Genomic DNA, 26236 nt, shown 5'->3' with positions numbered 1-26236 from the left:
AAGCCGGAAGCCGGAAGCCGGAAGCCGGAAGCGAATCAGGGTGCGATTTGGCGCCGAAGCGCCGTCAAGCTCGTTCCGCTTTTACTTCACGCTTCCAGCCTCAGGCTTCAAGCCGCTTCTCAGAGATTCTGCATCAGCTTGCGCACGCCGGCGACGTGCCGACGGCTGACCGTCAGCGCTTCGCCATTGAGCCCCTTGAGGAACAGCTGGAAGTGCCCCAGCGGGGTGCGCTGCAGGCGCTCGATGCGGTCACGGAACACCAGTGCATTGCGGTGAATGCGCACGAAGCGTTCGCCGAACTCGTCTTCCAGCGACTTCAACGGCTCGTCCAGCAGCACCTCGCCCCCCTCGTGGCGCAGGGTGACGTACTTGTGATCGGCGATGAAATAGATCACCTGATCCAGCGGGATCAGCTCGATGCCCTTGCGGGTGCGCGCGCTGATATGACTGCGCGGCCCGGCGCCGGACACCGCCGCCGGCCGCGTCAGCGCCGCGAGCTGTACCCGGTTGGGGCGCTCGGCTTTCCTCAGTGCCTCGCTCAGGTGCTCGGGGCGCACCGGCTTGACCAGGTAGCCGACCGCGCTGACCTGGAAGGCTTCGAGGGCGAATTCGTCATGGGCCGTACAGAAGATCACGGCCGGCGGTGCATCCATCTCGCAGAGCCTGGCCGCAACCTGCAGGCCATCGAGCCCGGGCATGCGGATATCCAGCAGCACGATATCCGGGCGCAACTCTTCGATCAGGGCGAGGGCCTCCTCACCGTTGCTGGCGGCAGGTTCGAGGACACGATAACCGTCGAGGTCACCTACCAGTCGGCTGAGGCGCTCGCGGGCTAGAGGTTCGTCATCGACAATCAGGACATTCATAGAGTTCTGGCTTCCTGCATTCGTCTCGCACATGGATAGCGTAGACAGGTGTAATGGCGGCCATCACGGCGCTCCACGCTGAGACTCGCTTGCGGGCCGAAAAGTGCCGCTAATCGTGCGTCGATATTGTGCAAACCCTGCCGCGTACCGCGCGAAGCCTGTGTTTGAGCGGTCTCGTCGAAGGGGTTGCTGACTTCCAGCTGAAACACGCCATCGACATAATCGGCCGTTACGCCGACCACACCGCCCTCGATGCGTGGCTGGATGCCGTAGACCAGCGCGTTCTCCAGCAGCGGCTGCAGGGTGAGCTGCGGGATCGGCAGATCGTCCGGCACGCCGTCGACCTGCCACTGCATGCGCAGGCGCTCGCCAAGACGGTATTGCTCGATCGACAGATAGCGTCGCGACAATTCCAACTCCTCGCTCCAGGCCACCAGAGTGCCGGGGCGCGCCAGGCTGGCGCGAAACAGGTCGGACAGGTCCAGCACCGCCTGCTCGGCCTTGGCCGGGTCGCTGGCGACCAGGCAGGCGATGCTGTTCAGGCTGTTGAACAGGAAATGCGGGCGAATCCGTGCCTGTAGCGATTCGATCCGCGCACGCAGTTCGGCCTGTTCCTGGCGCCGCCATTGGCTCTGCAGATAGAAATAGCGTAGCAGCAGACCGGACATGATCAGGCTGATCAGTGCATGACGCAGGTACAGGTTGACCTCGCCGGTGCGCGACAATGGCCCGCCGAGCTCGTAGATGTCCGCCACCGCGGTGCAGGCGAGGGTCAGCCCCACCACCAGCAGGCAACACACCAGCCCCGCCAGCGAGGCCCGCAACCGCGCCAGCAGCGGGCGCAGCAGGCACATGGTGCCGGCCGACAGCAGCACGATCCACTGCACGAACAGCGAGGTCAGCGCCAGGCGCATCCAGTCGAAGCCCGGCTGCATCGGCTCGGCCAGCACCAGCACCAGTACCAGCAGCTCGGCGAGCAGCACCAGACCGAGCAACGCCTCTGGCTGGCACAACTCGGGCACGAAGAATTCATCGGATACGGCAGTGGATTTCACAGGTTCGGCCCGTCGGTTGGCATGCCCGGCAGTTTCCTTGCGCACCCCGGCAACGGCAAGCCGGGCACTGGCCGCCGGCGGCGGAAAAACGCGGATTTGCCAGCCAGCTCACCCTTCGCGGCGGCCCGTCACCGCATCCGACAGTCCAAGGAACCCTGCTATCATCGCCGCTTTCCTCCAGCTTCCGGATTTTCAGCGAGCGCATTCATGAGCACCGACAAGACCAACCAGTCCTGGGGCGGCCGTTTCAGCGAGCCCGTCGACGCCTTCGTCGCCCGATTCACCGCCTCCGTCGAGTTCGACAAGCGCCTCTACCGCCACGACATCATGGGCTCGATCGCCCACGCCACGATGCTGGAAAAGGCCGGCGTGCTGAGCCGCGATGAGCGCGACCAGATCATCGCCAACCTCAAGGACATCCAGGCCGAGATCGAAGCCGGCACCTTCGACTGGCGCGTCGACCTGGAAGACGTGCACATGAACATCGAGGCGCGGCTGACCGACCGCATCGGCGTCACCGGCAAGAAGCTGCACACCGGCCGCTCGCGCAACGACCAGGTGGCCACCGACATCCGCTTGTGGCTGCGCGACGAGATCGACCAGATCCTCGGCGAGATCACCCGCCTGCAGCAGGGCCTGCTGGGCCTGGCCGAAGCCGAGGCGGGCACCATCATGCCCGGCTTCACCCACCTGCAGACCGCGCAGCCGGTGACCTTCGGCCATCACCTGCTGGCCTGGTTCGAGATGCTCAGCCGCGACTACGAGCGCCTGGTCGACTGCCGCAAGCGCACCAACCGCATGCCACTGGGCTCGGCCGCGCTGGCCGGCACCACCTACCCGATCCAGCGCGAGATCACCTGCCAGTTGCTCGGTTTCGAAGCGATCTCCGGCAACTCGCTGGATGGCGTCTCGGATCGCGACTTCGCCATCGAATTCTGCGCCGCCGCCTCCGTGGCGATGATGCACCTGTCGCGCTTCTCCGAGGAGCTGGTGCTCTGGACCAGCGCCCAGTTCCAGTTCATCGACCTGCCGGATCGCTTCTGCACCGGCTCCTCCATCATGCCGCAGAAGAAGAACCCGGACGTGCCCGAGCTGGTACGCGGCAAGACCGGCCGCGTGTTCGGCGCGCTGACCGGCCTCTTGGCGCTGATGAAGGGCCAGCCGCTGGCGTACAACAAGGACAACCAGGAAGACAAGGAACCGCTGTTCGACGCCGCCGACACCCTGCGCGACAGCTTGCGCGCGTTCGCCGACATGGTTCCGGCGATCCGTCCGAAGCGCGAGGTCATGCGCGAGGCGGCGCTGCGCGGCTTCTCCACCGCCACCGATCTCGCCGACTACCTGGTGCGCAAGGGCCTGCCGTTCCGCGACTGCCACGAGATCGTCGGCCACGCGGTGAAATACGGCGTGGACAGCGGCAAGGACCTGGCCGAGATGAGCCTCGACGAGCTGCGTCGCTTCAGCGACCAGATCGGCGACGACGTGTTCGCCGTGCTGACCCTGGAGGGCTCGGTGAACGCCCGCGACCATATCGGCGGCACCGCCCCGGCGCAGGTGCGCGCCGCCGTCGAACGCGGCCGGGCGCTGCTCGCCAGCCGCTGACCGCTGCCGGTGACGGGGCGCCCGCCCCGTCACGCATTCCTCGGAGGAGGTGCGCAATGCACCCGCGCAAACCGCGCCTGCCCTTCGCCAACGCCTGCTTCTTCCCCGCGGCCGCGCTGTATGCGGCGCTGCTGTTGCCCTGGTCGGTGCTGAGCCTGCTCGGCCTGGTTCCGCTCCTGCCGGGCCTGGCCACACCCGCCGGGCACGCCCATGAAATGCTCTTCGGCTTCGCCCTGGCGGTGATCGCCGGCTACCTGCTCGGCCCGCAGCCACTGCGCCTGACCCTGGCCCTGCTCGGCTGCTGGTCGCTGGCGCGCGTCAGTTTCCTGCTCTGGCCGGGCTCGTGGCTGACGCTGGCGAGCGCCGTGCTGTTCGCCGCCGGGCTCGCCTGGAAGGTGCTGCCGCGCTTTCTCGGCGCGGCGAAGAAATGGCGCAACCAGACGGTCGCCCCGGTGGTCGGCGGCCTGAGCCTGCTCAACGCCAGCGCCGGGATCGCCTTTTCCCGGGGCTTCGCCTGGCCGCTGCTCAGCGAAGGCCTGCTGCTGATCGCCGTGCTGCTGTTCTTCATGGGCGGACGGATCATCGCACCGGCGATCGCCGGGCACGCGCAGAGCCAGGGCCGCGCGCAGGCTGCACGCGTGCAACCACGCCTGGAGGGAACGGTACTGGTCCTGCTGCTACTCGCCGCGCTGCTGAAACCGCTGCCCTGGCCACCGCTGGAACGCCTGACCGGCGCCCTGCTGGTCGCCGCCAGCGTGCTCACCGCGATCCGCCTGCTGCGCTGGCGGCCCTGGCGCTGCGGCACGCGGGCGGACCTGCTGGTATTGCTGCTCGGCTATGCCTGGCTGGCCATCGGCCTGCTGCTGCTCGGGCTGGGTACGCTGCTGCCGGCGCTGCCACAGACTGCGACGCTGCATGCGCTGAGCGTCGGTGCACTGGGCAGCCTGACCTTCGGCGTGATGGCGCGCACCTGGCTGACCCAGCGCTGGCGCGATGCCAACGCCAGGCCGTGGATTCATCCGCCGGTGCTGCTGATCAGCCTCGCCGCGCTGGCGCGGGTAGTGCCGGCGCTGCTGGGGCTGGCGCAGCCGGGCTGGCTGCTGTTCGCCGCGGCCTGCTGGTCGCTGGCCTTCGCGGCACTGCTGGTTCTGCTCTGGCAGAACCGCGGCGCGCGCCATCGCCCAGACGACCGCTGAGCCGCCCACCGGAACTCTCGGCCGGCACGCTTGACCTACCAAGCAACCGCTGGCGAATCCGCCAGTGCCCGTCGAACCCAGCGGAACCGGCATGACCGACCTGCGCACCCTGTTGCTGAACCAGGACACCCAAGGCGGCGAACTCTTCGAGTCGCCCAAGGAACGTCTGGCCTTCTATCGCTCGGAGATCCACTTCGAGTCGTCGCTGCTGGCCGATCGCACCAACGCCTACCTGGCCTCGCAATCCTTCCTGATGATCGCCTTCGCCTCGTCGATGGCCAACAGCAATCCGGACTGGGGCAACCTGTTCCGCCTGGTGGTTCCGGCGGTGCTGGCCATCCTCGGGCTGGTGACGTCGCTGCATGCGATGCCGGGCATCAAGGCCAACTTCGATGTCATCGAACGCTGGCACCAGAAGCAGGCCGAGCTGCTGCAACTGGAAGGGCGCGTCGGCATGCTGCCGAACAACGAATCGGCGCTGTTCGGCGAGGGCAACAGCCCCGTCGGCGGCAAGCGCTACAAACGGACGCTGCTGTTCTCGCTGCGCACGCCGGTCATCTTCTCGCTGGTCTGGACCGCGTTCGGGTTGCTCTGCCTGGCGCTGAGCTTCATGGACTGACAGCGCCCCGCCCGGTTCGAGTTGCACCCCTGGCGCGCAGGGTTATCTAGGAGCCAACTATCGAGGAAACCCCATGTCCGACACAGACCGCCCACGCTTTCGCGTCAGCGCCGATCGCCAGACCGCTCATCGACGGGTACGCTACGTCGAGACCAGCCGCCCGGACGACGGCAGCTGCACCCTTTGCCAGCTGGATCAAGCGAATCCGGCCATCCTCGACGAGACGCCTGCCATGACGCACGACACCCGGGACAGCGAAGAAGACGAAGCCTTCGCCGAAGCCACCCTGATCCAGGCCATCGAGAACCAGCTCGAAGCCGGCGAACCGGCGGCCACCCAGGCCACGCTGAACAAGCTCACGCTGGTCGGCTACGAACATGAGGAAAGCCTGCAGATGATGGCGCTGGTACTGGCCCACGAAATCCGCGGCATGCTCAGCGAAGATCGCCCCTTCGACGGCGCCGCCTACGAGGCCATGCTGCGCAACCTGCCGGACATGCCCGAATAGGGCCCCGGTAAATCCCCGTCGTGGGGCTTGTAGGAGCCAGCTTGCTGGCGATCCGCCGCAACGCCGATGATCGCCGCAACGACTCGGCGTCCCCCCGGCTCCTACGGGTCGGTGTGCACATGCAGGGTGCCCTTCCGACCGCCATCTCCTGGACCTGGATCAAGGCAGCCCCGCCGACAGCATCTACACTCAGCGGACAGGGCAACCGCCCACCATCCGAGGAGCGAGCATGTCGTACACCCCTGAGTTGGTCGCCGAACTGGAAGTCCTTCGACAGTTCAACCTGGAAAATCTGCAAGAGGGCCTCAAGGTTCACCACGATGCCAGTCCCGCCACCATCGCCGCCTTCGCGCGCCTGCACGCCAAGGGCCTGATCACCCAGGCCGACGGCGGCTATCTCACCAGCCTCGGCCGCGACGCGGCCGAGCAGACGCAAACGCTGCTGACCATCCTCGGCGAAGCCGCGACCGCCTGAGCGGCAACGGCGGCGCGCGCCGCTTTTGCATTTCGTGGTCCGGGGCACGGATAATGCCGGCCCCGGGCAATGGCCGCGACCGTTCGGCGGAACCCTTGGCAGCGCCCTCAAGCGCCACGCCGGCCAGCCGATGACCAGAGGTTAGCCGCCTGCACGAACCATCATGATCCGCACGCAGAAAATCCACCCGATCCTCGAAGAAGGCATCGATCGCAAGGTGCTGGCCACGCTTCGCACGCGCTTCCTGGCGGTCAATGGCCAGCGCCTGGATCGTGCACTACAGGCGATGTCGACGCGCCAGCAGCAGGTGCTCAAGCTCCTGCCGCTGCTGTTTCACGTCAACCACCCGATCCTGCCCGGCTACGTTTCGGCCACCGCGCCCGCCGGGCTCGCCGGCTTCGAACCGGACGCCGAACAGCTGGCCGAGGCGCAGCGCCTGAGCCGCTCGTTCGCCTACAAGCCCCTGCGCGGCAAGCCGCCCCAGCCGATCCTCGGGCTGTTCCTGATGGGCAGCCTGGGCACCGTCGCCCAGGACGAACACAGTGACCTCGATGTCTGGGTCTGCCACGATCCGGCGCTCGACGCCCGGCAGCTCGAGGAGCTGGGGCGCAAGTGCGAGGCTCTGCGTGCCTGGGCGGCAAGCCAGGGCAGCGAGGCGCACTTCTTCCTGGTCGACCCGCAGCGTTTCACCCAAGGCCAGCGCGAAGCACAGCTGACCTCCGACGACTGCGGCACTACCCAGCACTATCTGCTGCTGGACGAGTTCTACCGCACGGCGCTCTGGCTCGGCGGGCGTACCCCGCTCTGGTGGCTGGTGCCGGCCTACGAGGAACACCGTTACGACGACTACGTGGCGACGTTGCTGGCCAAGCGCTTCGTCCGTGAAGAGGACGTGCTCGACCTCGGCCATCTCGGCCTGGTGCCACCCGGCGAATTCGTCGGCGCCGGGCTCTGGCAGCTCTACAAGGCCATCGACGCGCCCTACAAGTCGCTGTTCAAGCTGCTGCTGGTGGAGGTCTACGCCAGCCAGCATCCACGCTTGCGCTGTCTCGCCCTGGATTTCAAGCAGGCGATCTATGACGGGCACGCCGAGCTGGACGAACTCGACCCCTACATTGCCGCCTATGGCGCCATCGAGCGCTATCTGGCGAACGCGGCGACCACGAACGCCTGGAACTGGCGCGGCGCTGCCTGTACCTGAAGATCAACCGGCCACTCAGCCGCCCGCCGCGCAACCGCCACAAGAGCTGGCAGCGTCGTCTGCTCGAGCGCCTGGTCCTGGCCTGGCGCTGGGACGAGCGGCAGCTCGCCCTGCTCGACAATCGCAACCAGTGGAAGGTCCGCCAGGTCAGCCAGGAGCGCCGCGCGCTGGTCAACGAGCTGACCTACGGCTACCGCTTCCTCAACGACTTCACCCGCCGCCTGCAGGCCGCCAGCCCGCTCAACAGCCGTGATCTCGGCGTACTCGGCCGCCGGCTGTACGCCGCCATCGAGCGCAAGGCCGGCAAGGTCGAAGTGGTCAACCTCGGCATCTCGCCGGACATGGCCGAAGACAGCCTGACTCTGGTGCACGGCTACGACGCCGCCGGCGAGGTGCATTGGTCGCTCTACCAGGCAGCCTCACGCCCCAGCAATGGCCGGACTTCGCTCCGCTCAAGCGCTCCCGCGAATTGCTGGCGCTGCTCGCCTGGTGCCACCGCAATGGCGTGGTCGATGCCGGTACCCACCTGGCGCTGTTCCCTGGCGACAGCGGCCTGAGCGAGCCGGAGCTGTTCGCACTGCTCAGCGACCTGCGTCGTGCGCTGCCGATGCCGCTGCCCCAGGTCGGCGAAGAGGCGCTGCTGGCCAGCAGCAGACCCAGCCGGGTGCTCTTGCTGATCAATGTCGGCATCGATCCCATGACGCTCCAGGCCGATGCGGCGAACGCCGAGCCATCCGGCCAGGTCGTGACGCCGGAGAATCTGGTGCTGAGCATCGACCAGGTCACGCTGAACAGCTGGAACGAGCTGCTGGTGACCCGCTACGAAGGTCCGCAGGCGCTTGCCCAATGCCTGCGCGAATACCTCGCCAGCCTGCTGGGCGATGACCGGCGGCCCGAACTGCAGGTGTTCTGCTTCGCACGCAACCGGGGCCAGGCCATCGCCCGGCGGGTCCAGGAAATCTTCGATGATGCCCGCCAGGTCTTCGCCGCCGATCACTGTCGCTACCTGCTGCAGGTGCGCCAGCATTTTCACCTGCTGCGCCGCGTAGCCGGCGACATCAGCCTGGCCAGCCTCAACGACCGGCCGGCCCTGCTCGAACACCTGGGCGAGGCGCACCACGTCTTCAGCCCGATCCGCCTCGACCGCCAGGCGCTGGCCGGCGACGATCTGGCGCTGATCCTGCCGCTCGGACGCCCGGACTGCCTGCAGGTGTTCTACCGCAGCGCCGGTGAAAGCGCCGAACTCAGCGTGCTCGACGAATGCAACGCGCTGTGGCGCCAGCAACTGCCCTATCGCGACGAACAACGCCTGCTGATGCCTTTGCTGCGCTTCCTGCAATCGCTGGCCTACCGGCGCAATGCCCAGTGGCCGCTGGGCGAAGGCCTGGCACCGAACACGCTGGAGATCCGCGTCCACCGCATCCTTCGTGACCAGGACGGGGGTATGCGGCTGGAACCTCGGCCCGCGCCGCAAGGGGAAGTCAGCGATCCGTTCTACGACGTCCAGGCCATCATCGAGCCGGGCGACCAGGGCCGCTCGCAGGTCACGCTGTACTGCAACCACCAGGAGTTTTCCGGGTTGGAATACGGTGCCGAGCTATTCGCCACGGTGGCGCGCTACATCCTCGCGCGCCGGCGCAATGGCGAGCGCTACCCCTGCTACATCACCGACCTCGACCTCACCGGCCTGCACGGCACGGGGCGCAGCCAGACCGTGCAGCACCTGCGCTACAAGTCGCGACTGGAAGCGGCATTGAACCTGGCGCTCAGGAGTGGATGAGAACAACTAGCATTTGATAACAATTTGCCTTCACGCTAGGATCGCCGCGCCAACGGGCTGCGCCCCAACCAGAGCATCCATCGTGAACGAGCCAGGCAACAGTACCGATCTGTTCGTGAACCATCGCAACGCACTCGTGGATTACGCGGCGCCGATCACCGGCTGCCGCGCCGAGGCCGAGGAAGTCGTGCAGGAGGCCTGGGTACGTTTCAGCCAGGCCGAACGCGACCATCTCGCGCAGCCGCTGGCCTATCTCTATCGCATCGTGCGCAACCTGTCGCTGGACCTGGTTCGCCGCGCCGGCAACGTGCAACGCCAGGAAGATGCCGACGATCTGCTCGCCGAACTGCCGGCGAGTACCCCCTCCCCCGAACAGCAGCTGTGCCAGCAGGACGAGCTGCGCCTGATCGCCGAGGCGCTGGCACGGCTGCCGGAACGCACCCGCATCGCCTTCGAGATGCACCGGCTGGGTGGCTATACCCTGCAGCAGATCGCCGCGCACCTCGGCATCTCCGTCGGCCTCGCGCACCAGTTGGTGCGAACCGCGCTCAGCCACTGCGCAGCCAGCCTGGACGATGGGGCATGCTGATGCGCCGCCCCCCGCAAACGCCCCCAACGGCGGGCAACCCACAGACCTCGAACGCGATGAGCGCCACGATGAAGGACCTTCCTCGCCCGGACCCGAACTGGAACAGCGCCATGGAATGGCTGCTCTGGATTCAGGAGTCGCCGGACGACGAAGAGCTGCGCGCGGCCTGTCGCGCCTGGCAGCAGGCCTCTCCCGCCCATGCCCGGGCCTGGCAGCGGGCCGAGCGGGTCTGGCGCCTCAGCGGCCAGTTGCCACGCACCAGCCATCGGCGCTGGCCCGGTATGCGCCGGCGCCGGTTCGCAGTCATCGGCAGCGCCCTCGCCGCCTGTCTGACCTTGCTCATGGTGCTGCTGCCGTGGCACGGGCATGGCGAGCTGGACAACGGCAAGGGCGCGCCGCGGCAACTGGTCCTGGAGGATGGCAGCCGGGTCTGGCTGAAGGGCGGCAGCACCATCCGGCCCCGCTTCGACGACGATCACCGCCATCTGGACCTGCTGCAGGGCGAAGTCTTTTTCGAGGTCACTCCCGATGCTTCGCGCCCCTTCACCGTGCAGGCCGGCGACAGCCGCGTCGAAGTCACCGGCACCGCCTTCTCCGTAGCCCTGCAGGGGCCGACGTTGAGCATCGCCGTCGAACATGGCTCGGTGCGCGTCGAGGACCCGCGGCGCAATACCCGACTCAAGGGCGGCGACCGCATGCGCCTGGACACCCGCGACGGACTGCGCATGCGCGACCGCGTCATGCCGGCACGCGTGGCCGCCTGGCGCCGCGGCGAACTGATCGCCGAAGACCAGCCGATCGGCGAACTGCTGGAGCAGTTGCGGCCGCATTATGCCGGCTGGATCCTGCTGCAGGACCCGGCGCTGGCCAACGAGCGCGTCACCGGCCGGTACGACCTGCAACATCCGCAGGCCGCGCTGCAGGCGTTGGTCCAACCCCATGGCGGCCGAGTGGAAAGCTGGTCGCCCTACCTGCTGGTGATCCGCCGCTGACGGGCCGTTGAAAAGCTTTGCCCGCGTCAGGCCTTGCAGGGGAATCGGGCACGGATTTCCTGCAGCAGCCGGTGTTCGAGCCATCGATCGATCGCAGGCAGGTTGGCGCTGAACACGGCGATGCCCAACGAGATCGGCACTGACGTGTTGGGCTTCGTCGCTACGCTCCTCAGCCCAACCTACGCACCCGACCTGCGGAAACGGGGCCTAGCTTTGAAAAACAGCCTGCATCGACCCTGCTGCGTTAAAACCGGCTCAAGGAAAATTCGCGATTTTCTGAAAATTCTGAACCGTCATCCGTCTTCTTGCCTGCAATCGGGAATTGTTCTCATCTAAGCATGCAGTAGAGGGATTCTTCAGTGAACCACCGCACCGCCGGGCCAGCCCGCACCCCGCTCCATTCCAGCCGCCTGTTCGCCGTCATCGCCGTGGCACTGCTGCTGGCCAGCCCCGACTTCGCTACGGCAGCCGAAACCATCGACGTCCGCCAGCAGACCCGCTCGTTCGACATCACCGCGCAGCCGCTGGCTGCCGCCTTGATCGCCTTCGGCCAGCAGGCCGACGTGCAGATCAGTGTCAGCAGCCAGTTGCTCAGGGACAAGCAGTCCGGCGCCGTGCAAGGCGAACTGACACTGGAACAGGCCCTGCAGCGCCTGCTCGCCGGCACCGGCCTCACCTGGCGCCGGCAGCGCGGCAGCACGCTCACCCTGGAGCCGGCACCGGCCGTCACCCCGAGCGCGGACCAAGCCGAACAGCGTCCTCTGCAGTTCGACGACGTAGTGGTGCTGGCCGACCGCACACACAAGCAGGGCGAAACCACGATAGACCGGCACCTCATCGAAAGCCTGCCTGCCGGCAATGGCGATATCACCAGCCTGCTGAAGATTCATCCAACGTGCAGTTCGACAATGCCCAGCTGAGCAGCAAGACGCCCGGCGAGATCGGCCCGGCCAATATCAGCATCAACGGCGCCAAGTTCTACCAGAACGCCTTTCTGGTCGATGGCATGAACATGAACAATGACATCGATCCTGCCCAGAGCCAACACACTCTGGCGAATGCCGTGCCAGGTCGCAGCCAGGGTCTGGCACTGGACACCGACCTGCTGGAAGAAATCCGGGTGCTCGACAGCAACGTCGGTGCGCAATACGGCGGCTTCAACGGCGGCGTAGTGGAAGCCAATACCCGCAAGCCGACGCGTGACCTGCACGGCCGGCTGTCCTACCAGACCACCCGTGCGCAGTGGACCGAGTATCACGTCGATGACGATGAACGGGAGAACTTCGAGGGCGCCGGATCAGGCACCGGCTACGCGGACAGCTATCAGCCCGAATTCACCAAGCATATCTACCGCGCCACACTGGAGGGTTACCTGACCGAGAGCGTCGGTCTGCTGGCCAACATTGTGCAGAAAGAATCGAGCATTCCGGTGCATCAATACACCCCCAACAACATCGGCAAGGTCGGCTACAGCGCGCAAACGCGCGACGAAGAACGCAAGGCGCAGAACATCTTCCTCAAGGCCGTCTGGCAGGCCAACGACCAGCTGGATCTCGAAGGCAGCCTGACCTACGCGCCGGAGGAATCGACCCACTACCGCAACAACGCTCTCGACAGCCGCTACAGCGTCGAGTCGGGCGGCCTGATGCTCAATACCAAGGCCCTCTACCAGGCCAATTCGCCCGCGTTACCCAGAACCTGTCACTAAGCCGCCTGGAAAACTCCCGCGACAGCGACCGTGACGACTGGAACAACTGGCGCAAGACGGCCGACAAGGACTGGGGCATCGGCACGACCTCGACCGAAGGCGGCTATGGCGACATTGAGCAGAGCCAGGATGCGTTCGACTACAAGCTGGTTGCGGACTGGAACAGACTCGATCTGTTCGGCAGCCAGCACCTGTTCCAGACGGGCTTCGAGTTCCGCCACCTGAAATACGATTACGAGCGCCTGAGCACGTCCACGGTGAACGTCTATTCCCTGTTGGGCAGCCGTACCTGTGCCAGCATGCCGGGACAGGGGCTATGCGACGAAGACCTGGGGCAGTATGTCGGCACTCTGACCCGCTATGACCAGGGCGAAGTACGCTTTTCCCTCAACAGCTGGGCCGCCTTCCTTCAGGACGAGATCCGCTTCGGCAACCTCATGCTGCGCCCAGGCGCACGCCTGGACAGCGACGACTACATGGACAAGCACACGCTGGCACCGCGTTTCGCCCTGGAGTGGGATGTCTTCGGCGAGCGCAGCACCCGCTTCCATGCCGGGGTCAATCGTTACTATGGCCGCAACTCAGCCGGTTGGCGCCTGCAACAGGGCCGCAGCGCGCTGGAACACACCTACCTGCGCAACGCCGGCAACGGCTTCACCTGGGTCGAACGCGCCCAGGGTGACGACACCCTGTTCTCGAAACTGGACATTCCCCATGACGACGAACTGACCTTCGGCCTGACCCAGCGGCTCGATGATCTCGAACTGGGCGTGAAATGGGTCAAGCGCAAGGGCCGCGACCAGGTCATGGAGGTGGAACAGGTCAACGGCGACTACCGCTACACCAACGATGGCCAGTCCAACACCGAAGTGCTGACGCTGACTCTTACCCCTCTGCGCAGCTTCGATGCCTGGGGGGCCCGCACCTCGGGCCAACTGGCAGCCGACTGGACCCACCACAATACCAATCACAACAGCTACGCGGACTCTGTCGAAGAGGATCGCTACGTCCATTACCAGGCAAGGTGATCCACATCAGCGACCTGCCTCCATCGAACTACACCCGCGACTGGACCTACCGGCTCACCACCATCACCGAGATCCCCGTCTGGCGCCTCAGCTGGAGCAACTTCTTCCGCTATCGCGCCGGTGTCGATACGCTCAAACAGGCCTTGCAATCGGTCAACGGCTATCGCGCCTACTACGACAAGTCGTATGGCAATGCCTTCACCTGGGACGCGCGCCTCGCCTGGGAGCAGCCAACGCTCGAAGGCCAGGCCATTTTCGTCAATCTCGATGTCTACAACCTCACCAACCGCAGCAACGCCAACGACAATACCAGCGCCTCGGCCTACTACGATTCGGCAGTCTATGAAACCGGTCGCCAGTTCTGGTTGGAAGTCGGTTACCGGTTCTGATGGCCATGCAACTGTTGCCCGTTACGCTATTTAGCGTACTGCTGAGTGTCGCGGCCCAGGCCGACGATTGCCTGTACCACCTCGCCCCTGCGCCGGACAGGGAGGCTACGCCTGCCTGCGCCAGATCTACACCCAGCCGCCACACACCTGGCCGGCGCCACACGTGGACAAGGACATCGCCTGGCAGGAACTCGGCCCGCTGCCCGAGCGTGCGCCCTCGCCGCCGGGCAATCCTTTCAGTGAGGCCAAGGCGGCCCTGGGCGAGCGGCTGTTCTTCGACCCCATCCTGTCGCGCTCGAGGCAGATCGCCTGCGCCTCCTGCCACGAGCCGGACCTGGCCTTCGCCGATGGCCGCAAGGTGTCCTTCGGCCATGACCGCCAGGCCGGGCGGCGCAATTCACCGAGCCTGGTGATGAGCGGCTTCACCCGCCAGCCATTCTGGGACGGCCGCGCCGCCAGCCTCGAGGACCAGGCGCTGTTTCCCGTGGAGGACCCGCTGGAAATGGCCTTCGAGCGGGACGAACTGCTGCGACGGCTGAATGCCGACGCCGGCTATCGTCAGCGTTTCGCCGAGGCGTTCGGCGCGGATGCGATCGACGCGCGCATGCTGCGCCAGGCCCTGGCCAGCTACCAGCGCACGCTGGTGCGTTTCGCCCGCAACACGCGCTTCGAGCGTTTCCTGCGCGGCCGCCACGACGCGCTGAGCGACGAGCAACTGCACGGCCTGCATCTGTTTCGCACCCGGGCGCGCTGCATGAACTGCCACTTCGGCCCGGCCCTGAGCGACGACCAATTCCACAACGCCGGCATGACCTACTACGGGCGCAGGTACCAGGACCTGGGGCGCTACGAGGTGACCGGCCGGGCGGAGGACGTCGGTCGTTTCCGCACGCCGTCGCTGCGCCTGGTGAGCCGGACCGGGCCGTGGATCCACAACGGGCTGTTTCCCGACCTGAGGGGGCTGCTCAATTTCTACAACGCCGGCATGCCCCGGCCGAAACCCACTGCCGCGCAGCAGGACGATCCGCTGTTTCCGGCCACCTCGGCGCGCTTCCAGCCGCTGGAGCTGAACCGGGACGAACTGCAGGCGCTACGCAGCTTTCTCGACACGCTCTGAACATCGAGATCTGAATGGATTTTCTCGACTCGGCCGCCATCGACCACGGACTGCACGCCGCAGCAACCATCCTGCTGGCTATCGCGCTATATCGGTTTTATCGACTGGAGAAACGTATCGCGGCACTGGCAGCCCGGCAGCGGGACTACCGGGCGATGGAGCGGGCGGGAGCTGAAGCTCAGAGCGGGTCGCCCGCCGCTTCCGGCTGATACTCGATGGCGAGCAGGGTGAGCTTGAGCACCTTGCCGCCCGGCGCCGGCCAGTCGATGTGCTGGCCGGCGCTCATGCCCAGCAGCGCGGTGCCTACCGGCGCCAACACCGATACGGTGCCTTCCTTGCCGGCGTCCTGCGGATAGACCAGCGTCAGGTGGTAGTCCTTGCCGCTGCCTTCGTCGCGACAATGCACGCGCGAGTTCATGGTGACGACGCCGGCGGGCATTTCGCTGCGCTCCACGACCTGCGCCCGCGACAATTCCTGCTCGAGCGCTTCGGCAGCCGGACCGTAGTCGTCCAGGTTGTCGAGCAGCCGCTCAAGCCGCTGCAGATCGAGTTGGGTGAGGATGATCGGCGGTGCGCTGGTCATGGGTTCTGGCTAGCTCCTGCAAAAATCAAAAGGCGAAAAAAGCAAAACCCCGCCCGAAGGCGGGGTTTTGTTGACCTGTGCAAGACACTATCACAGCGGCCCGAATAAGCAAGGCCCCGCCCCGCAGGCCAGCAATCACGGGCGCTGCAGGACGACGGGCTCAGAGCTCGTCGAACGTCAGCGCTTCGCCGGCCTGTTCCTGGGTGGCGCGCGCGAGCAGCTCGCCGAGCCGCTCGCCGCTGGCGTCGCACAGCCACAACCGGTTGCCTTCGTCATAGTCGAAATGGAAGCCGCCGGAACGTGCGGCGACCCACAGCTGGCGCAAGGCCGGCTGGCGGCTGAGGATCAGCTGGCTGCCATTGTCGAAGCGCACCGTCAGCACCCCGCCGGAATTTTCCAGGTCGACATCGAGGCCGCTGTCATCGAATGCGTCCTCGACACTTTCCTGCACGGTATCGACCAGATCGTGATAGCGGGCTTCGCTCAGGCTCATGCGGCTGTTCCTCGGCTGAAAGGGGCGCGGCAGCGGGCCGCACTGAATGGCGGCGAGCTTAGAGCTTGTTCCCGTTTCGATACAACCCATCCCCAAGCGGGCTCGGCGAGTACCGTAGCGAGCCATGCTCGCGAAGCAGGCCCTGCAAGCCATCGCGGACATAGCCCGCTCTTGCAAAAGTCCCGCGGCAACGCCGGTCGCGGCGGCCACGCCACACGCAGCCCGCATAGGCAATCCGGCGGGTGCTGGGTATACTCCGGCGATTAGCTTTTTCAAGGATTCCAACCCCCATGAAGCGTCTGTTGCTTCCCTTCGTCGCCCTCGCCGTTTTCGCCGCCGCGCTCAGCGGCTGCGGCCAGAAAGGTCCGTTGTACCTGCCGGATGACGAGCAAACCGTCAAAGAACGTTCCAAAGACCGTTTCGAACTCTAAAGGAGGCAATTCATGGAAGCCTTCTCGTACCGCGACGGTCAGCTCTTCGCGGAGGGCGTGGCACTGTCCGCGCTGGCACAGCGCTTCGGCACCCCGACCTACGTCTACTCCCGCGCCCACATCGAGGCCCAGTACCGGGCCTACGCCGATGCGCTGCAGGGCATGCCGCATCTGGTCTGCTTCGCCGTCAAGGCCAACTCGAACCTGGGCGTACTGAACGTCCTGGCGCGCCTCGGCGCCGGCTTCGACATCGTCTCGCGCGGCGAGCTGGAGCGCGTGCTGGCCGCTGGCGGCCAGCCGCAGCGCATCGTCTTCTCCGGCGTCGGCAAGACCCGCGACGACATGCGCCGCGCGCTGGAGGTCGGCGTGCACTGCTTCAACGTCGAATCCACCGACGAGCTGGAGCGCCTGCAGCAGGTCGCCGCCGAGCTGGGCCTGCAGGCGCCGGTGTCGCTGCGGGTCAACCCGGACGTGGACGCCGGCACCCACCCGTACATTTCCACCGGGCTCAAGGAAAACAAGTTCGGCATCGACATCGACCAGGCCGAGGCGGTCTATGCCCGCGCTGCCGAGCTGCCGAACCTGGAGGTGGTTGGCGTCGACTGTCATATCGGTTCGCAACTGACCAGCCTGCCACCGTTCCTCGATGCGCTCGATCGCCTGCTGGCGTTGATCGACCGCCTCGCCGCACGCGACATCCACATCCGTCACCTGGACCTGGGTGGCGGCCTCGGCGTGCGCTACCGCGACGAACAGCCGCCACTGGCCGGCGACTACATCCAGGCCGTGCGCCAGCGCATCGAGGGCCGCGGGTTGGCACTGGTGTTCGAACCGGGCCGCTCCATCGTCGCCAACGCCGGCGTGCTGCTGACCCGCGTGGAGTACCTCAAGCACACCGCGCACAAGGATTTCGCCATCGTCGATGCGGCGATGAACGACCTGATCCGTCCGGCGCTGTACCAGGCCTGGATGAACGTGATCGCCGTGCAGCCGCGTGCCGGCCAGACCCGCCGCTACGACATCGTCGGGCCGATCTGCGAGACCGGCGACTTCCTCGCCAAGGACCGCGAACTGGCCCTGGCCGAAGGCGATCTGCTGGCCGTGTGCTCGGCCGGTGCCTATGGTTTCGTCATGAGCTCCAACTACAACAGCCGTGGCCGCGCCGCGGAGGTGCTGGTGGATGGCGAGCAGGCCTTCGAGGTGCGCCGCCGCGAGAGCGTGCAGGAGCTTTATGCCGGCGAAAGCCCGCTGCCCAGTTGAGGCCGAGACCATGCTTCTGCGCTTTACCAAGATGCACGGCATCGGCAACGACTTCATGGTCATCGACCTGGTCAGCCAGCACGCGCACATCCAGCCCAAGCACGCCAAGCAATGGGGCGATCGCCATACCGGCATCGGCTTCGACCAGTTGCTGATCGTCGAGCCGCCGCAGAATCCGGACGTGGACTTCCGCTACCGCATCTTCAATTCCGACGGCTCGGAAGTGGAGCAGTGCGGCAACGGCGCGCGCTGCTTCGCCCGCTTCGTGGTGGACAAGCGCCTGACCGTCAAGCGCAGGATCCGCGTCGAGACCAAGGGCGGCATCATCGAACTGGATATCCGCCCGGATGGCCAGATCCGCGTCGACATGGGGCCGCCCCGCCTGGTGCCGGTCGAGATTCCCTTCCAGGCCGAAGGCGAGGCGCTCAGCTATCCGCTGCAGGTCGACGGCCAGAGCCTCGAAATCGCCGCCGTATCCATGGGCAACCCGCATGCCGTATTGCGCGTCGACAACGTCGACCAGGCGCCGGTGCACGAGCTGGGCCCGAAGATCGAACACCATCCGCGCTTCCCGCAGCGGGTCAACGCGGGCTTCCTGCAGGTCATCGACCGCCAGCATGCGCGCCTGCGCGTCTGGGAGCGTGGCGCCGGTGAAACCCAGGCCTGTGGCACCGGCGCCTGCGCCGCGGCGGTCGCCGCCATCCGCCAGGGCTGGATGGACTCGCCGGTGCAGATCGAGCTGCCCGGCGGCCGTCTGTCCATCGAATGGGCAGGCCCGGGGCAGCCGGTTATGATGACCGGCCCCGCCGTTCGCGTTTTTGAAGGACAGGTTCGCCTATGACCGACCAGACCCAGGGCAACGAGCCGCTGCCCGACGCCGAAGCCGTCGCCGCCTACCTGCGTGCCCACCCGGAATTCTTCGTCGACCACGACGAGCTGATTCCCGAATTGCGCATCCCCCACCAGCCCGGCAGCGCGGTGTCGCTGGTGGAGCGCCAGGTCAAGCTGCTGCGCGAACGCAACATCGAGATGCGCCACCGCCTGTCGCAACTGATGGACGTCGCCCGCGACAACGATCGGCTGTTCGACAAGACCCGCCGGCTGTTGCTCGACCTGCTCGATGCCGGCAGCCTGGAGGAAGTGGTCAGCGCGGTGGAAGACAGCCTGCGCCACGAGTTCCAGGTACCCTACGTCAGCCTGATCCTGTTCAGCGACGCCGCGCTGCCGGTGGGCCGCTGCGTCAGCTCCGGCGAGGCGCAGCAGAGCATCGGCGGCCTGCTGGACGGCGGCAAGACCATCTGCGGCGTGCTGCGCCCGCACGAGCTGAGCTTCCTGTTCGGCGCCGAGGACAGCTCCAGCATCGGCTCGGCCGCGGTGGTCACGCTCGCCAACCAGCTGGGCGTGCTGGCGATCGGCAGCCCCGATCCACAGCACTACAAGAGCTCGCTGGGCACGCTGTTCCTCGGCTACATCGCCGAAGTGCTCACCCGCGTGCTGCCGCGCTTCGGCACGCCGCTGCGGTCGGTACGCTAAAGCAACTGCAAGCGCATCAGTGTAGGAGCCAGCTTGCTGGCGATCGGTGGCTTGCAACATCGCCAGCAAGCTGGCTCCTACATCCATGGGTAGCTTGCCGCTTTTCCAGATCGAAGGAGCCCTTGTGCAAACCGATCTAGACGCCTACCTCGAACACCTGCGCAGCGCCCGGCAGCTGTCGGCGCATTCGCTGGATGGCTACCGGCGCGACCTGCACAAGCTGCTCGGCTACTGCGCGCAGCAGCACATCGCCAGCTGGAACGAGCTGCACGGCCGCCACCTGCGCCAGCTGATCGCCGAGCTGCACCGCAAGGGCCAGTCCAGCCGCAGCCTGGCGCGCCTGCTGTCCTCGGTGCGCGGCTTCTACCGCTATCTCAACCAGGAAGGCCGCTGCCAGCACGACCCGGCTACGGGCCTGTCGGCCCCCAAGGGCGAACGGCGCCTGCCGCGCCTGCTGGATACCGACCGCGCCATGCAGCTGCTCGATGGCGGCGTGGAAGACGAGTTCATCGCCCACCGCGACCAGGCGATGCTGGAGCTGTTCTATTCCTCGGGGTTGCGCCTGTCCGAACTGGTCGGGCTGAACCTCGACCAGCTCGACCTGGCCGCCGGCCTGGTGCGAGTGCTCGGCAAGGGCAACAAGGTCCGCGAGCTGCCGGTCGGCCGCAAGGCACGCGAAGCGCTGCAGACCTGGCTGCCGTTGCGGGCACTGGCCAACCCGGCCGACGGCGCGGTCTTCATCGGCCAGCAGGGCCGCCGCCTCGGCGCCCGCGCCGTGCAGTTGCGGGTACGCCAGGCCGGCGTGCGCGAGCTCGGCCAGCACCTGCATCCGCACATGCTGCGCCACAGCTTCGCCAGTCACCTGCTGGAATCCTCGCAGGACCTGCGCTCGGTGCAGGAACTGCTCGGCCACGCCGACATCGGCACCACGCAGATCTACACCCACCTGGATTTCCAGCACCTGGCCAAGGTCTACGACCAGGCGCACCCGCGCGCCAAGCGCAAGCAGGACACCGACACATGAGCATCCGCCTGATCACCTTCGACCTCGACGACACCTTCTGGGAAGCCAGCCCGGCGATCCACAGCGCCGAAACCGCCCTGCGCGACTGGCTGGGCCACAATGCTCCGCGCCTGGGCGAGTTTCCGATCGAGGCGCTGGGGGCGATCCGGCGCATGCTGGTCGAGCGCGAGCCGGCGCTCCGGCACCGCATCAGTGAGCTGCGCCGGCGCATCCTGTTCCATGCGTTGAACGATGCCGGCTACCCCACCCACGAGGCGAGCGAGCTGGCCGAGCAGGGCTTCCAGGTGTTCCTCGAAGCGCGCCATGGGGTGCAGATCTACCCCGACGTGCAGCCCACCCTGGAATTCCTCGCCAACCACTACACCCTCGGCGTGATCACCAACGGCAACGCGACGTGCGCCGCCTGGGCCTGGCCGACTATTTCCGCTTCACCCTCTGCGCCGAGGAACTGGGCGTCGGCAAGCCCGACCCGCACCCGTTCCAGCAGGCGCTACGCCTCGGCGAAGTCGAGGCGAGCCAGGCGGTGCACATCGGCGACCATGCGCTGGACGATATCGCCGGCGCACAGCAGGCCGGCCTGCGCGCGGTCTGGTTCAACCCGGGCGGCATCGCCTGGCAGCACGACTACCAGCCGGACGCCGAGATCCGCAGCCTGGCCGATCTGCCCAAGCTGCTGCACGGCTGGCGCAGCAGCTGACGAACGGCCGCAGCCGTCCAGACACGAAGAAGCCCGCACGCGGGCGGGCTTCTGGGTATTCATCCGTGCTCAGATAGGGCGGCTTCCGTACTTGCTATCAGGCTTCTTCGGCGGGTCGGCGACCACATTGGGCTCGACCTCCTGCACCCGACCGCCACGCGCCAGGAATTCCTCCATGGCCCGCGCCAGCGCATCGCGCTCCTTCTGCTTGGCCTCCAGGCTCGGCAGTTCGTCAGGCTCGGCGGCTTTCGCCTTGGCCTTCTTGGTCGGCGTGGCCCGCTCGCTGTCGGTGCCTTCGTCGTCGAGGCTGTCGTCGGCGTCGTCGGCCGCGTTCAGCTCCTCCCCTTCCTCCTCGTCGCCCACGTCCAGATCGTCTTGTTCTAGTTCTTCTTCGCTCATGTTCAACCTCATGGCTTGCCAAAGCGGTAGTAAGTTATAGCCCAGCGATGCGGAATGACCGTCACCGCCAAAAAAAATTCAACTTGCCGTTCCGTGCAGCGTTGCCACTATCTGCCGCGAACCACCCTGATCGCGGTGTTCCCCGAGATAGACGCCCTGCCAGGTCCCCAGCGCCAGGCGCCCATCGCTGACCGGCAGGCTCAGCTGACAGCCGAGCAGGCTGGCCTTGAAGTGCGCGGGCAGATCGTCCGGCCCTTCGTAATCGTGCTCGTAGCCGCCCTCACCCTGCGGCACCAGGCGGTTGAAGAAGCGCTCGAAATCCCGGCGCACCGCGGCATCGGCGTTTTCGTTGACGGTCAGCGAGGCCGAGGTATGCCGCAGCCACAGATGTAACAGACCGATCCGGCATTGCCGCAGTTCCGGCAGCGCCGCCAGCAACTCGTCGGTGATCAGGTGAAAACCGCGCGGCCGCGGCCGCAGGGCGATCCGGGTCTGTTGCCACATGTGGGAAGACTCATGTTCAACGGCTGATCGCGCGCATTCTAGCGTGGCGCCAGAAAAAACAAAGGGCGCCAAAAGGCGCCCTTGTCACAAGCCGTCGAATCGTTACTGACGGGTGAATTCCGGATAGCTTCCAGACCGCACTCGACCACGTCGACGCCCTCGTATTCCTCTTCCTCGCTGACGCGCAGGCCGATCACCGCTTTAATGATGCCCCAGACGATCAGGCTGGCGATGAACACCCAGAGGAAGATCGACACCAGGCCCAGCAGCTGTGCGCCGAAGGAGGCATCCGCGTTGGTCAGCGGCACCGCCAGCAGGCCCCACATGCCGGCGACGCCGTGCACGGAGATGGCGCCGACCGGATCATCGAGCTTCAGCTTGTCCAGGCCGAGGATGCTGAACACCACCAGCACGCCGCCGACGCCGCCGATCAGCGTCGCCTGCAGGGCACTCGGGGTCAGCGGCTCGGCGGTGATCGCCACCAGGCCGGCCAGGGCGCCGTTGAGCACCATGGTCAGGTCGGACTTGCCGAACAGCAGGCGGGCGGTGATCAGCGCCGCCACCAGGCCGCCGGCGGCCGCCATGTTGGTGTTGACGAAGACCTGGGCCACGGCGTTGGCATCCTCGATGGTGCTCATCTTCAGCTGCGAACCACCGTTGAAGCCGAACCAGCCCATCCACAGGATGAACGCACCGAGGGTCGCCAGCGGCATGTTGGCGCCGGGGATGGCATTGATCTGGCCGTTCGGGCCGTACTTGCCCTTGCGCGCGCCGAGCAGCAGGACACCCGCCAGCGCCGCGGTGGCACCCGCCATGTGCACCACGCCGGAGCCGGCGAAGTCGAGGAACCCGGCGGCATCGAGGAAACCGCTGCCCCATTTCCAGAACCCCTGCACCGTAGATGAAGCCGGTCATCACCACGGCGAAGGCGATGAAGGCCCAGAGCTTCATGCGCTCGGCCACCGCACCGGAGACCACCGACATGCAGGTGGCGGCGAACACGACCTGGAAGAAGAAGTCGGAGCGCGAGGAATAGTACGGTGCGTCCTCACCACCGGCGGCCACCACGTCGACCGCGTTCTCGTCGCCGATCAGGAATCCCAGGCTGGGGAGAATGCCGCCTTCCGGGCTGGAATACATGATGTAGTAGCCGATCAGCAGGTACATGATCGACGCCACCGCATAGAGCACGATGTTCTTGGTCAGGATCTCGGCGGTGTTCTTCGCCCGGACCAGGCCGGACTCGAGCATGGCGAAACCGGCCGCCATCCACATCACCAGGGCTCCGCAGATCAGGAAGTAGAAGGTATCGAGTCCGTACTGGACGGGTATCAACGCTGTGCTATCCATGTTTCACCTCTTGCTGTCGCGCTTCTCGCGCTGTTCGGTCTGCAGGCCGCCGCGTTCTGCGCCGACGGCCTGCCCTGGCCCCGGGTTGGCTCCGGGGCTGCCCTGAAATGGGTTACAGGTTGTAGCCACGCTCGTTGTGCAGGCTGAGGTCGAGGCCGACGGTCTCCTGCTCCTCGGTGACCCGCAGGCCCATCACCAGATCGATCACCTTGAGGATCACGAAGGTGACGACGGCGGTATAGATCACCGTGAAAAGCACGCCCTTGAACTGGATCCACAGCTGCAGCGCGATGCTTTCCACCTCACCGAAGCCCCCCAGCACCGGTGCCGCGAACACCCCGGTGAGCAGCGCGCCGACGATGCCGCCGATGCCGTGCACACCGAAGGCGTCCAGCGAGTCGTCGTAGCCCAGCTTGCGCTTCAGGCTGGTCGCACAGAGGAAGCAGACCACGCCGGAGACCAGGCCGATGACCAGCGCGCCCATCGGACCGACCGTACCGGCGGCCGGGGTGATGGCGACGAGGCCGGCGACCACGCCGGAGGCGATGCCCAGCGCGCTGGGTTTGCCATGGGCGATCCACTCGGCGAACATCCAGCCCAGCGCAGCCGCCGCGGTGGCGATCTGGGTGACCAGCATGGCCATCCCGGCGGTGCCGTCGGCGGCCACAGCCGAGCCGGCGTTGAAGCCGAACCAGCCGACCCAGAGCATTCCCGCGCCGACCAGGGTCAGGCCGAGGTTGTGCGGTGCCATCGGCGTGGTCGGGTAGCCCTTGCGCTTGCCCAGCACCAGGCAGGCCACCAGGCCGGCGATACCGGCGTTGATGTGCACCACGGTGCCACCGGCGAAGTCGAGCACGCCCCAGTCCCACATCAGGCCGCCGTCGCCGCTCCAGACCATGTGGGCGATCGGTGCATAGACCAGGGTGAACCAGACACCGAGGAAGACCAGCATCGCCGAGAACTTCATGCGTTCGGCGAAGGCGCCGACGATGAGCGCCGGGGTGATGATGGCGAAGGTCATCTGGAAGGTGATGAAGACGCTTTCCGGGAAGGCGCCGATCAGGCTGTCGGGGCTCAGGCCGCTGAGGAAGGCGCGCTCCAGGCCACCGACGAAGGAATTGAAGTTGGTGACTCCCGCTTCCATGCCGGTGGTGTCGAAGGCGAGGCTATAGCCGTAGACCATCCAGAGGATGCTCATCAGGCCAGTGACGGCGAAGCATTGCATCATCACCGAGAGGATATTCTTCGAGCGGACCATGCCGCCGTAGAACAGGGCCAGCCCAGGGACCGTCATGAACAGCACCAGCGCAGTGGCCGTGAGCATCCATGCCGTGTCGCCTGAATCCAGCGTTGCCTCCTGCGCCATGGCCAGGCCGGGGCTTAACAGGGACAAAAGGGCTCCTAGCCCTGCGAATTTTCGCAGAGTCATGGTTTTACTCCTGGGGCGTGGGGGGGGGTTCGCAGGTCTGCTTAAATCGCGTCGGTATCGGTTTCGCCGGTACGGATGCGGATGGCCTGTTCCAGGTTGACGACGAAGATCTTGCCGTCACCGATCTTGCCGGTGTTGGCCGCCTTGGTGATGGCCTCGATCACGCGATCGAGCTGATCGTCGGCGATGGCCACGTCGATCTTCACTTTCGGCAGGAAATCGACGACGTATTCAGCACCGCGGTACAGCTCGGTATGCCCCTTCTGGCGACCGAAACCCTTGACCTCGGTGACCGTGATGCCCTGCACGCCGATTTCCGACAGCGACTCGCGCACGTCGTCCAGCTTGAACGGCTTGATGATGGCAGTGACTAGTTTCATGAAAACTTCTCCCGTTTTAGGTGGACTTGCCCCAGAAGTACGAACCCGGCTCAAGTCTAAGCTCAGTGTCTGGCTCTTGTAACGCTCCGACTGCGGCCGGAGCGGCTAAACCGACACCACCAACCTCTCCAACAACGCGTCTCGAATCGCCTGTGCGCCGCAACCCGGTGGTGCATGCGTCGATGGGAACAAAGCAGAATCGATGCCAGCTTTAGCCAAGGCCGGATTTCAGGGGCTTCAGCTACCGACGCCACGCCCCGACGGGCGGTTGCGTCGCACGCATGCACCAAAACAGGGCGCACGCGTACCCGCAACTGCTCAATTTTTGTGCGCAGGCAAGCCGAAAAAATCGCGTGCTACACTGCGCGCCGTTCAACAGCAGGTATTGTCAATGTTGCCGCCCAAAGCTTTCCTAGATGCCATCGGCTCCCAGGCCTCGCGCCTGTTCAATGGCGAGGCGCCGCTGCCGCGCGGCGAATTCGAAGCCCAGCTCAAGGCTGTGGTGCAAGGTGCGCTGAACAAGCTCGATGTGGTCAGCCGCGACGAATTCGACAGCCAGATGGTCGTGCTCGCCCGCACCCGCGCCCGCCTGGAGGCGCTGGAAGCCAAAGTCACCGAACTGGAAGAAAGACTCGCGCCGCCCGCGTCCGAATAGACCGGGCCGCGACACGATCAAGGAGCGATCGAATGTCCCTGGCCATCGTTCACAGCCGCGCGCAGGTCGGCGTCGAAGCCCCGTCGGTGACGGTCGAGGCCCACCTGGCCAACGGCCTGCCGGCACTGGCGCTGGTGGGCCTGCCGGAAACCGCGGTCAAGGAAAGCAAGGACCGCGTGCGTAGCGCCATCCTCACCTCCGGCTTCGATTTCCCGCCGCGGCGCATCACCCTCAACCTCGCCCCCGCCGACCTGCCCAAGGATGGCGGCCGCTTCGACCTCGCCATCGCCCTCGGCATCCTCGCCGCCAGCGGCCAGCTGCCCGCCGAGCGCCTCGATGCCCTGGAATGCCTCGGCGAGCTGGCGCTGTCCGG

29 protein-coding genes and 3 pseudogenes are annotated in these 26236 nt (G+C 66.2%); 22 read left to right on the top strand and 10 right to left on the bottom strand.

Translation table 11 applies throughout. The features are described 5' to 3' along the window. Nucleotides 1–119 precede the first annotated feature (119 nt). Together BAY1663_RS15045 and BAY1663_RS15040 are read right to left on the bottom strand one after the other, a co-directional pair. Complete coding sequence (locus BAY1663_RS15045; RefSeq protein WP_037042270.1) at nucleotides 120–866, bottom strand: LytTR family DNA-binding domain-containing protein; 747 nt, start codon at nucleotides 864–866, stop codon at nucleotides 120–122. Beyond that, nucleotides 863–1966, bottom strand: a complete 1104-nt coding sequence (locus BAY1663_RS15040) for a sensor histidine kinase (RefSeq protein WP_177325812.1) — start codon at nucleotides 1964–1966, stop codon at nucleotides 863–865. The genes BAY1663_RS15045 and BAY1663_RS15040 overlap by 4 nt, the downstream gene beginning before the upstream one ends. 162 nt (nucleotides 1967–2128) lie before the next feature. On the opposite strand from BAY1663_RS15040, the gene argH reads away from it, so the two are divergent. The 10 genes and pseudogenes from argH (at nucleotide 2129) to BAY1663_RS24665 (ending at nucleotide 12591) form a co-directional block, all read left to right on the top strand. Beyond that, nucleotides 2129–3523, top strand: coding sequence for an argininosuccinate lyase (gene argH / locus BAY1663_RS15035; protein ID WP_037042265.1), 1395 nt, complete (start codon nucleotides 2129–2131; stop codon nucleotides 3521–3523). Nucleotides 3524–3579: 56 nt separating this feature from the next. After that, a complete protein-coding gene (locus BAY1663_RS15030) occupies nucleotides 3580–4719 on the top strand; it encodes an NnrS family protein (protein ID WP_037042263.1) in 1140 nt (379 codons plus the stop codon). A 91-nt stretch (nucleotides 4720–4810) separates the two neighbouring features. Beyond that, nucleotides 4811–5338, top strand: a complete 528-nt coding sequence (locus BAY1663_RS15025; protein WP_037042261.1) for a hypothetical protein — start codon at nucleotides 4811–4813, stop codon at nucleotides 5336–5338. Nucleotides 5339–5411: 73 nt separating this feature from the next. Continuing rightward, nucleotides 5412–5846: a hypothetical protein gene (locus BAY1663_RS23940; RefSeq protein WP_128576320.1), complete on the top strand. Its 435-nt coding sequence runs from the start codon at nucleotides 5412–5414 to the stop codon at nucleotides 5844–5846. 229 nt (nucleotides 5847–6075) lie between these two features. After that, on the top strand, nucleotides 6076–6321 hold the full coding sequence (locus BAY1663_RS15015; RefSeq protein WP_037042259.1) for a TIGR02647 family protein: 246 nt from the start codon (nucleotides 6076–6078) through the stop codon (nucleotides 6319–6321). Between the two features lie 163 nt (nucleotides 6322–6484). Then, nucleotides 6485–9302, top strand: a pseudogene (locus tag BAY1663_RS15010) (class I adenylate cyclase). Nucleotides 9303–9384: 82 nt separating this feature from the next. Next, nucleotides 9385–9891, top strand: a complete 507-nt coding sequence (locus BAY1663_RS15005; protein ID WP_037042256.1) for a sigma-70 family RNA polymerase sigma factor — start codon at nucleotides 9385–9387, stop codon at nucleotides 9889–9891. A 68-nt stretch (nucleotides 9892–9959) separates the two neighbouring features. Beyond that, on the top strand, nucleotides 9960–10883 hold the full coding sequence (locus BAY1663_RS15000) for a FecR family protein (protein ID WP_037042254.1): 924 nt from the start codon (nucleotides 9960–9962) through the stop codon (nucleotides 10881–10883). A 359-nt stretch (nucleotides 10884–11242) separates the two neighbouring features. Further along, the gene (locus BAY1663_RS24670) at nucleotides 11243–11803 is read left to right on the top strand and encodes an STN domain-containing protein (protein WP_051497163.1); all 561 of its coding nucleotides are present in this window, start codon (nucleotides 11243–11245) and stop codon (nucleotides 11801–11803) included. After that, nucleotides 11779–12591: a Plug domain-containing protein gene (locus BAY1663_RS24665; protein ID WP_051497162.1), complete on the top strand. Its 813-nt coding sequence runs from the start codon at nucleotides 11779–11781 to the stop codon at nucleotides 12589–12591. The genes BAY1663_RS24670 and BAY1663_RS24665 overlap by 25 nt, the downstream gene beginning before the upstream one ends. Here BAY1663_RS24665 and BAY1663_RS24660 read toward each other — a convergent pair. Continuing rightward, nucleotides 12588–12812 (bottom strand): hypothetical protein, encoded by a 225-nt coding sequence (locus BAY1663_RS24660; protein WP_177325811.1) that lies wholly within the window; start codon nucleotides 12810–12812, stop codon nucleotides 12588–12590. The two genes, BAY1663_RS24665 and BAY1663_RS24660, sit on opposite strands and share 4 nt — an antisense overlap. A 36-nt stretch (nucleotides 12813–12848) precedes the next feature. Here BAY1663_RS24660 and BAY1663_RS24655 point away from each other — a divergent pair, with 36 nt between their 5' ends. From BAY1663_RS24655 to BAY1663_RS14985, 4 genes are all read left to right on the top strand, one after another. Next, nucleotides 12849–13619 (top strand): TonB-dependent receptor, encoded by a 771-nt coding sequence (locus BAY1663_RS24655; protein ID WP_051497161.1) that lies wholly within the window; start codon nucleotides 12849–12851, stop codon nucleotides 13617–13619. Next, on the top strand, nucleotides 13616–14008 hold the full coding sequence (locus tag BAY1663_RS24650; protein WP_051497160.1) for a hypothetical protein: 393 nt from the start codon (nucleotides 13616–13618) through the stop codon (nucleotides 14006–14008). The genes BAY1663_RS24655 and BAY1663_RS24650 overlap by 4 nt, the downstream gene beginning before the upstream one ends. Before the next feature lie 67 nt (nucleotides 14009–14075). Beyond that, nucleotides 14076–15125, top strand: a complete 1050-nt coding sequence (locus tag BAY1663_RS14990; RefSeq protein WP_128576316.1) for a cytochrome-c peroxidase — start codon at nucleotides 14076–14078, stop codon at nucleotides 15123–15125. A gap of 14 nt (nucleotides 15126–15139) precedes the next feature. Then, nucleotides 15140–15334 carry a hypothetical protein gene (locus tag BAY1663_RS14985; RefSeq protein WP_037042252.1) on the top strand — a complete coding sequence of 65 codons (195 nt, stop codon included), beginning with the start codon at nucleotides 15140–15142 and terminating at the stop codon, nucleotides 15332–15334. Here the strand turns inward: BAY1663_RS14985 and rnk are convergent. Further along, nucleotides 15304–15708, bottom strand: coding sequence for a nucleoside diphosphate kinase regulator (rnk, locus tag BAY1663_RS14980; protein ID WP_037042250.1), 405 nt, complete (start codon nucleotides 15706–15708; stop codon nucleotides 15304–15306). The genes BAY1663_RS14985 and rnk overlap by 31 nt on opposite strands. Before the next feature lie 160 nt (nucleotides 15709–15868). Beyond that, entirely contained in the window at nucleotides 15869–16201 is a 333-nt protein-coding gene (cyaY, locus tag BAY1663_RS14975) for an iron donor protein CyaY (protein ID WP_037042249.1), read from the bottom strand. Nucleotides 16202–16491: 290 nt separating this feature from the next. On the opposite strand from cyaY, the gene BAY1663_RS14970 reads away from it, so the two are divergent. From BAY1663_RS14970 to BAY1663_RS14945, 6 genes and pseudogenes are all read left to right on the top strand, one after another. Next, nucleotides 16492–16632 (top strand): lipoprotein, encoded by a 141-nt coding sequence (locus BAY1663_RS14970; RefSeq protein ID WP_003301130.1) that lies wholly within the window; start codon nucleotides 16492–16494, stop codon nucleotides 16630–16632. A 12-nt stretch (nucleotides 16633–16644) separates the two neighbouring features. Next, nucleotides 16645–17892, top strand: coding sequence for a diaminopimelate decarboxylase (gene lysA / locus BAY1663_RS14965; RefSeq protein WP_037042246.1), 1248 nt, complete (start codon nucleotides 16645–16647; stop codon nucleotides 17890–17892). 10 nt (nucleotides 17893–17902) lie between these two features. Next, complete coding sequence (gene dapF / locus BAY1663_RS14960; RefSeq protein ID WP_037042285.1) at nucleotides 17903–18733, top strand: diaminopimelate epimerase; 831 nt, start codon at nucleotides 17903–17905, stop codon at nucleotides 18731–18733. Continuing rightward, the gene (locus BAY1663_RS14955; RefSeq protein WP_037042244.1) at nucleotides 18730–19425 is read left to right on the top strand and encodes a DUF484 family protein; all 696 of its coding nucleotides are present in this window, start codon (nucleotides 18730–18732) and stop codon (nucleotides 19423–19425) included. The genes dapF and BAY1663_RS14955 overlap by 4 nt, the downstream gene beginning before the upstream one ends. Before the next feature lie 124 nt (nucleotides 19426–19549). Beyond that, nucleotides 19550–20449 carry a tyrosine recombinase XerC gene (gene xerC, locus BAY1663_RS14950; protein WP_037042242.1) on the top strand — a complete coding sequence of 300 codons (900 nt, stop codon included), beginning with the start codon at nucleotides 19550–19552 and terminating at the stop codon, nucleotides 20447–20449. Beyond that, a pseudogene (locus tag BAY1663_RS14945) lies at nucleotides 20446–21146 on the top strand (HAD family hydrolase). Before xerC ends, BAY1663_RS14945 begins: the two are co-directional and overlap by 4 nt. Nucleotides 21147–21215: 69 nt before the next feature. On the opposite strand, the gene sutA reads toward BAY1663_RS14945, so the two are convergent. The 5 genes and pseudogenes from sutA to glnK form a co-directional block, all read right to left on the bottom strand. Continuing rightward, complete coding sequence (gene sutA / locus BAY1663_RS14940) at nucleotides 21216–21545, bottom strand: transcriptional regulator SutA (protein ID WP_037042240.1); 330 nt, start codon at nucleotides 21543–21545, stop codon at nucleotides 21216–21218. A 78-nt stretch (nucleotides 21546–21623) separates the two neighbouring features. Next, nucleotides 21624–22049, bottom strand: coding sequence for a secondary thiamine-phosphate synthase enzyme YjbQ (locus BAY1663_RS14935; RefSeq protein ID WP_037042238.1), 426 nt, complete (start codon nucleotides 22047–22049; stop codon nucleotides 21624–21626). A 102-nt stretch (nucleotides 22050–22151) separates the two neighbouring features. After that, a pseudogene (locus BAY1663_RS14930) lies at nucleotides 22152–23399 on the bottom strand (ammonium transporter). Nucleotides 23400–23511: 112 nt separating this feature from the next. Then, the gene (locus BAY1663_RS14925) at nucleotides 23512–24828 is read right to left on the bottom strand and encodes an ammonium transporter (RefSeq protein ID WP_037042236.1); all 1317 of its coding nucleotides are present in this window, start codon (nucleotides 24826–24828) and stop codon (nucleotides 23512–23514) included. Between the two features lie 41 nt (nucleotides 24829–24869). Beyond that, nucleotides 24870–25208: a P-II family nitrogen regulator gene (gene glnK, locus BAY1663_RS14920; RefSeq protein ID WP_003096476.1), complete on the bottom strand. Its 339-nt coding sequence runs from the start codon at nucleotides 25206–25208 to the stop codon at nucleotides 24870–24872. Between the two features lie 391 nt (nucleotides 25209–25599). Between glnK and BAY1663_RS14915 the strand changes: the two genes are divergently transcribed. Continuing rightward, complete coding sequence (locus BAY1663_RS14915; RefSeq protein WP_037042234.1) at nucleotides 25600–25863, top strand: accessory factor UbiK family protein; 264 nt, start codon at nucleotides 25600–25602, stop codon at nucleotides 25861–25863. 32 nt (nucleotides 25864–25895) lie between these two features. Next, the coding region (locus tag BAY1663_RS14910; RefSeq protein WP_037042231.1) for a magnesium chelatase domain-containing protein at nucleotides 25896–26236 on the top strand (341 nt) is incomplete at its 3' end.

It is taken from the genome of Pseudomonas sp. BAY1663, assembly GCF_000582595.1.
Lineage (GTDB): Bacteria > Pseudomonadota > Gammaproteobacteria > Pseudomonadales > Pseudomonadaceae > Stutzerimonas > Stutzerimonas stutzeri_AF.
Note: the sequence above shows the minus strand (reverse complement) of the source record. Positions and strands in the feature narration are given on the sequence as shown.

What these genes read in the sequence shown, in the direction of transcription:
- BAY1663_RS15045 (WP_037042270.1), bottom strand. Translation starts at nt 866, where the DNA reads ATGAATGTCCTGATTGTCGATGACGAACCTCTAGCCCGCGAGCGCCTC.
- argH (WP_037042265.1), top strand. Translation starts at nt 2,129, where the DNA reads ATGAGCACCGACAAGACCAACCAGTCCTGGGGCGGCCGTTTCAGCGAG.
- BAY1663_RS15030 (WP_037042263.1), top strand. Translation starts at nt 3,580, where the DNA reads ATGCACCCGCGCAAACCGCGCCTGCCCTTCGCCAACGCCTGCTTCTTC.
- BAY1663_RS15025 (WP_037042261.1), top strand. Translation starts at nt 4,811, where the DNA reads ATGACCGACCTGCGCACCCTGTTGCTGAACCAGGACACCCAAGGCGGC.
- BAY1663_RS23940 (WP_128576320.1), top strand. Translation starts at nt 5,412, where the DNA reads ATGTCCGACACAGACCGCCCACGCTTTCGCGTCAGCGCCGATCGCCAG.
- BAY1663_RS15015 (WP_037042259.1), top strand. Translation starts at nt 6,076, where the DNA reads ATGTCGTACACCCCTGAGTTGGTCGCCGAACTGGAAGTCCTTCGACAG.
- BAY1663_RS15000 (WP_037042254.1), top strand. Translation starts at nt 9,960, where the DNA reads ATGAAGGACCTTCCTCGCCCGGACCCGAACTGGAACAGCGCCATGGAA.
- BAY1663_RS14985 (WP_037042252.1), top strand. Translation starts at nt 15,140, where the DNA reads ATGGATTTTCTCGACTCGGCCGCCATCGACCACGGACTGCACGCCGCA.
- rnk (WP_037042250.1), bottom strand. Translation starts at nt 15,708, where the DNA reads ATGACCAGCGCACCGCCGATCATCCTCACCCAACTCGATCTGCAGCGG.
- cyaY (WP_037042249.1), bottom strand. Translation starts at nt 16,201, where the DNA reads ATGAGCCTGAGCGAAGCCCGCTATCACGATCTGGTCGATACCGTGCAG.
- BAY1663_RS14970 (WP_003301130.1), top strand. Translation starts at nt 16,492, where the DNA reads ATGAAGCGTCTGTTGCTTCCCTTCGTCGCCCTCGCCGTTTTCGCCGCC.
- lysA (WP_037042246.1), top strand. Translation starts at nt 16,645, where the DNA reads ATGGAAGCCTTCTCGTACCGCGACGGTCAGCTCTTCGCGGAGGGCGTG.
- dapF (WP_037042285.1), top strand. Translation starts at nt 17,903, where the DNA reads ATGCTTCTGCGCTTTACCAAGATGCACGGCATCGGCAACGACTTCATG.
- BAY1663_RS14955 (WP_037042244.1), top strand. Translation starts at nt 18,730, where the DNA reads ATGACCGACCAGACCCAGGGCAACGAGCCGCTGCCCGACGCCGAAGCC.
- sutA (WP_037042240.1), bottom strand. Translation starts at nt 21,545, where the DNA reads ATGAGCGAAGAAGAACTAGAACAAGACGATCTGGACGTGGGCGACGAG.
- BAY1663_RS14935 (WP_037042238.1), bottom strand. Translation starts at nt 22,049, where the DNA reads ATGTGGCAACAGACCCGGATCGCCCTGCGGCCGCGGCCGCGCGGTTTT.
- BAY1663_RS14925 (WP_037042236.1), bottom strand. Translation starts at nt 24,828, where the DNA reads ATGACTCTGCGAAAATTCGCAGGGCTAGGAGCCCTTTTGTCCCTGTTA.
- glnK (WP_003096476.1), bottom strand. Translation starts at nt 25,208, where the DNA reads ATGAAACTAGTCACTGCCATCATCAAGCCGTTCAAGCTGGACGACGTG.
- BAY1663_RS14915 (WP_037042234.1), top strand. Translation starts at nt 25,600, where the DNA reads ATGTTGCCGCCCAAAGCTTTCCTAGATGCCATCGGCTCCCAGGCCTCG.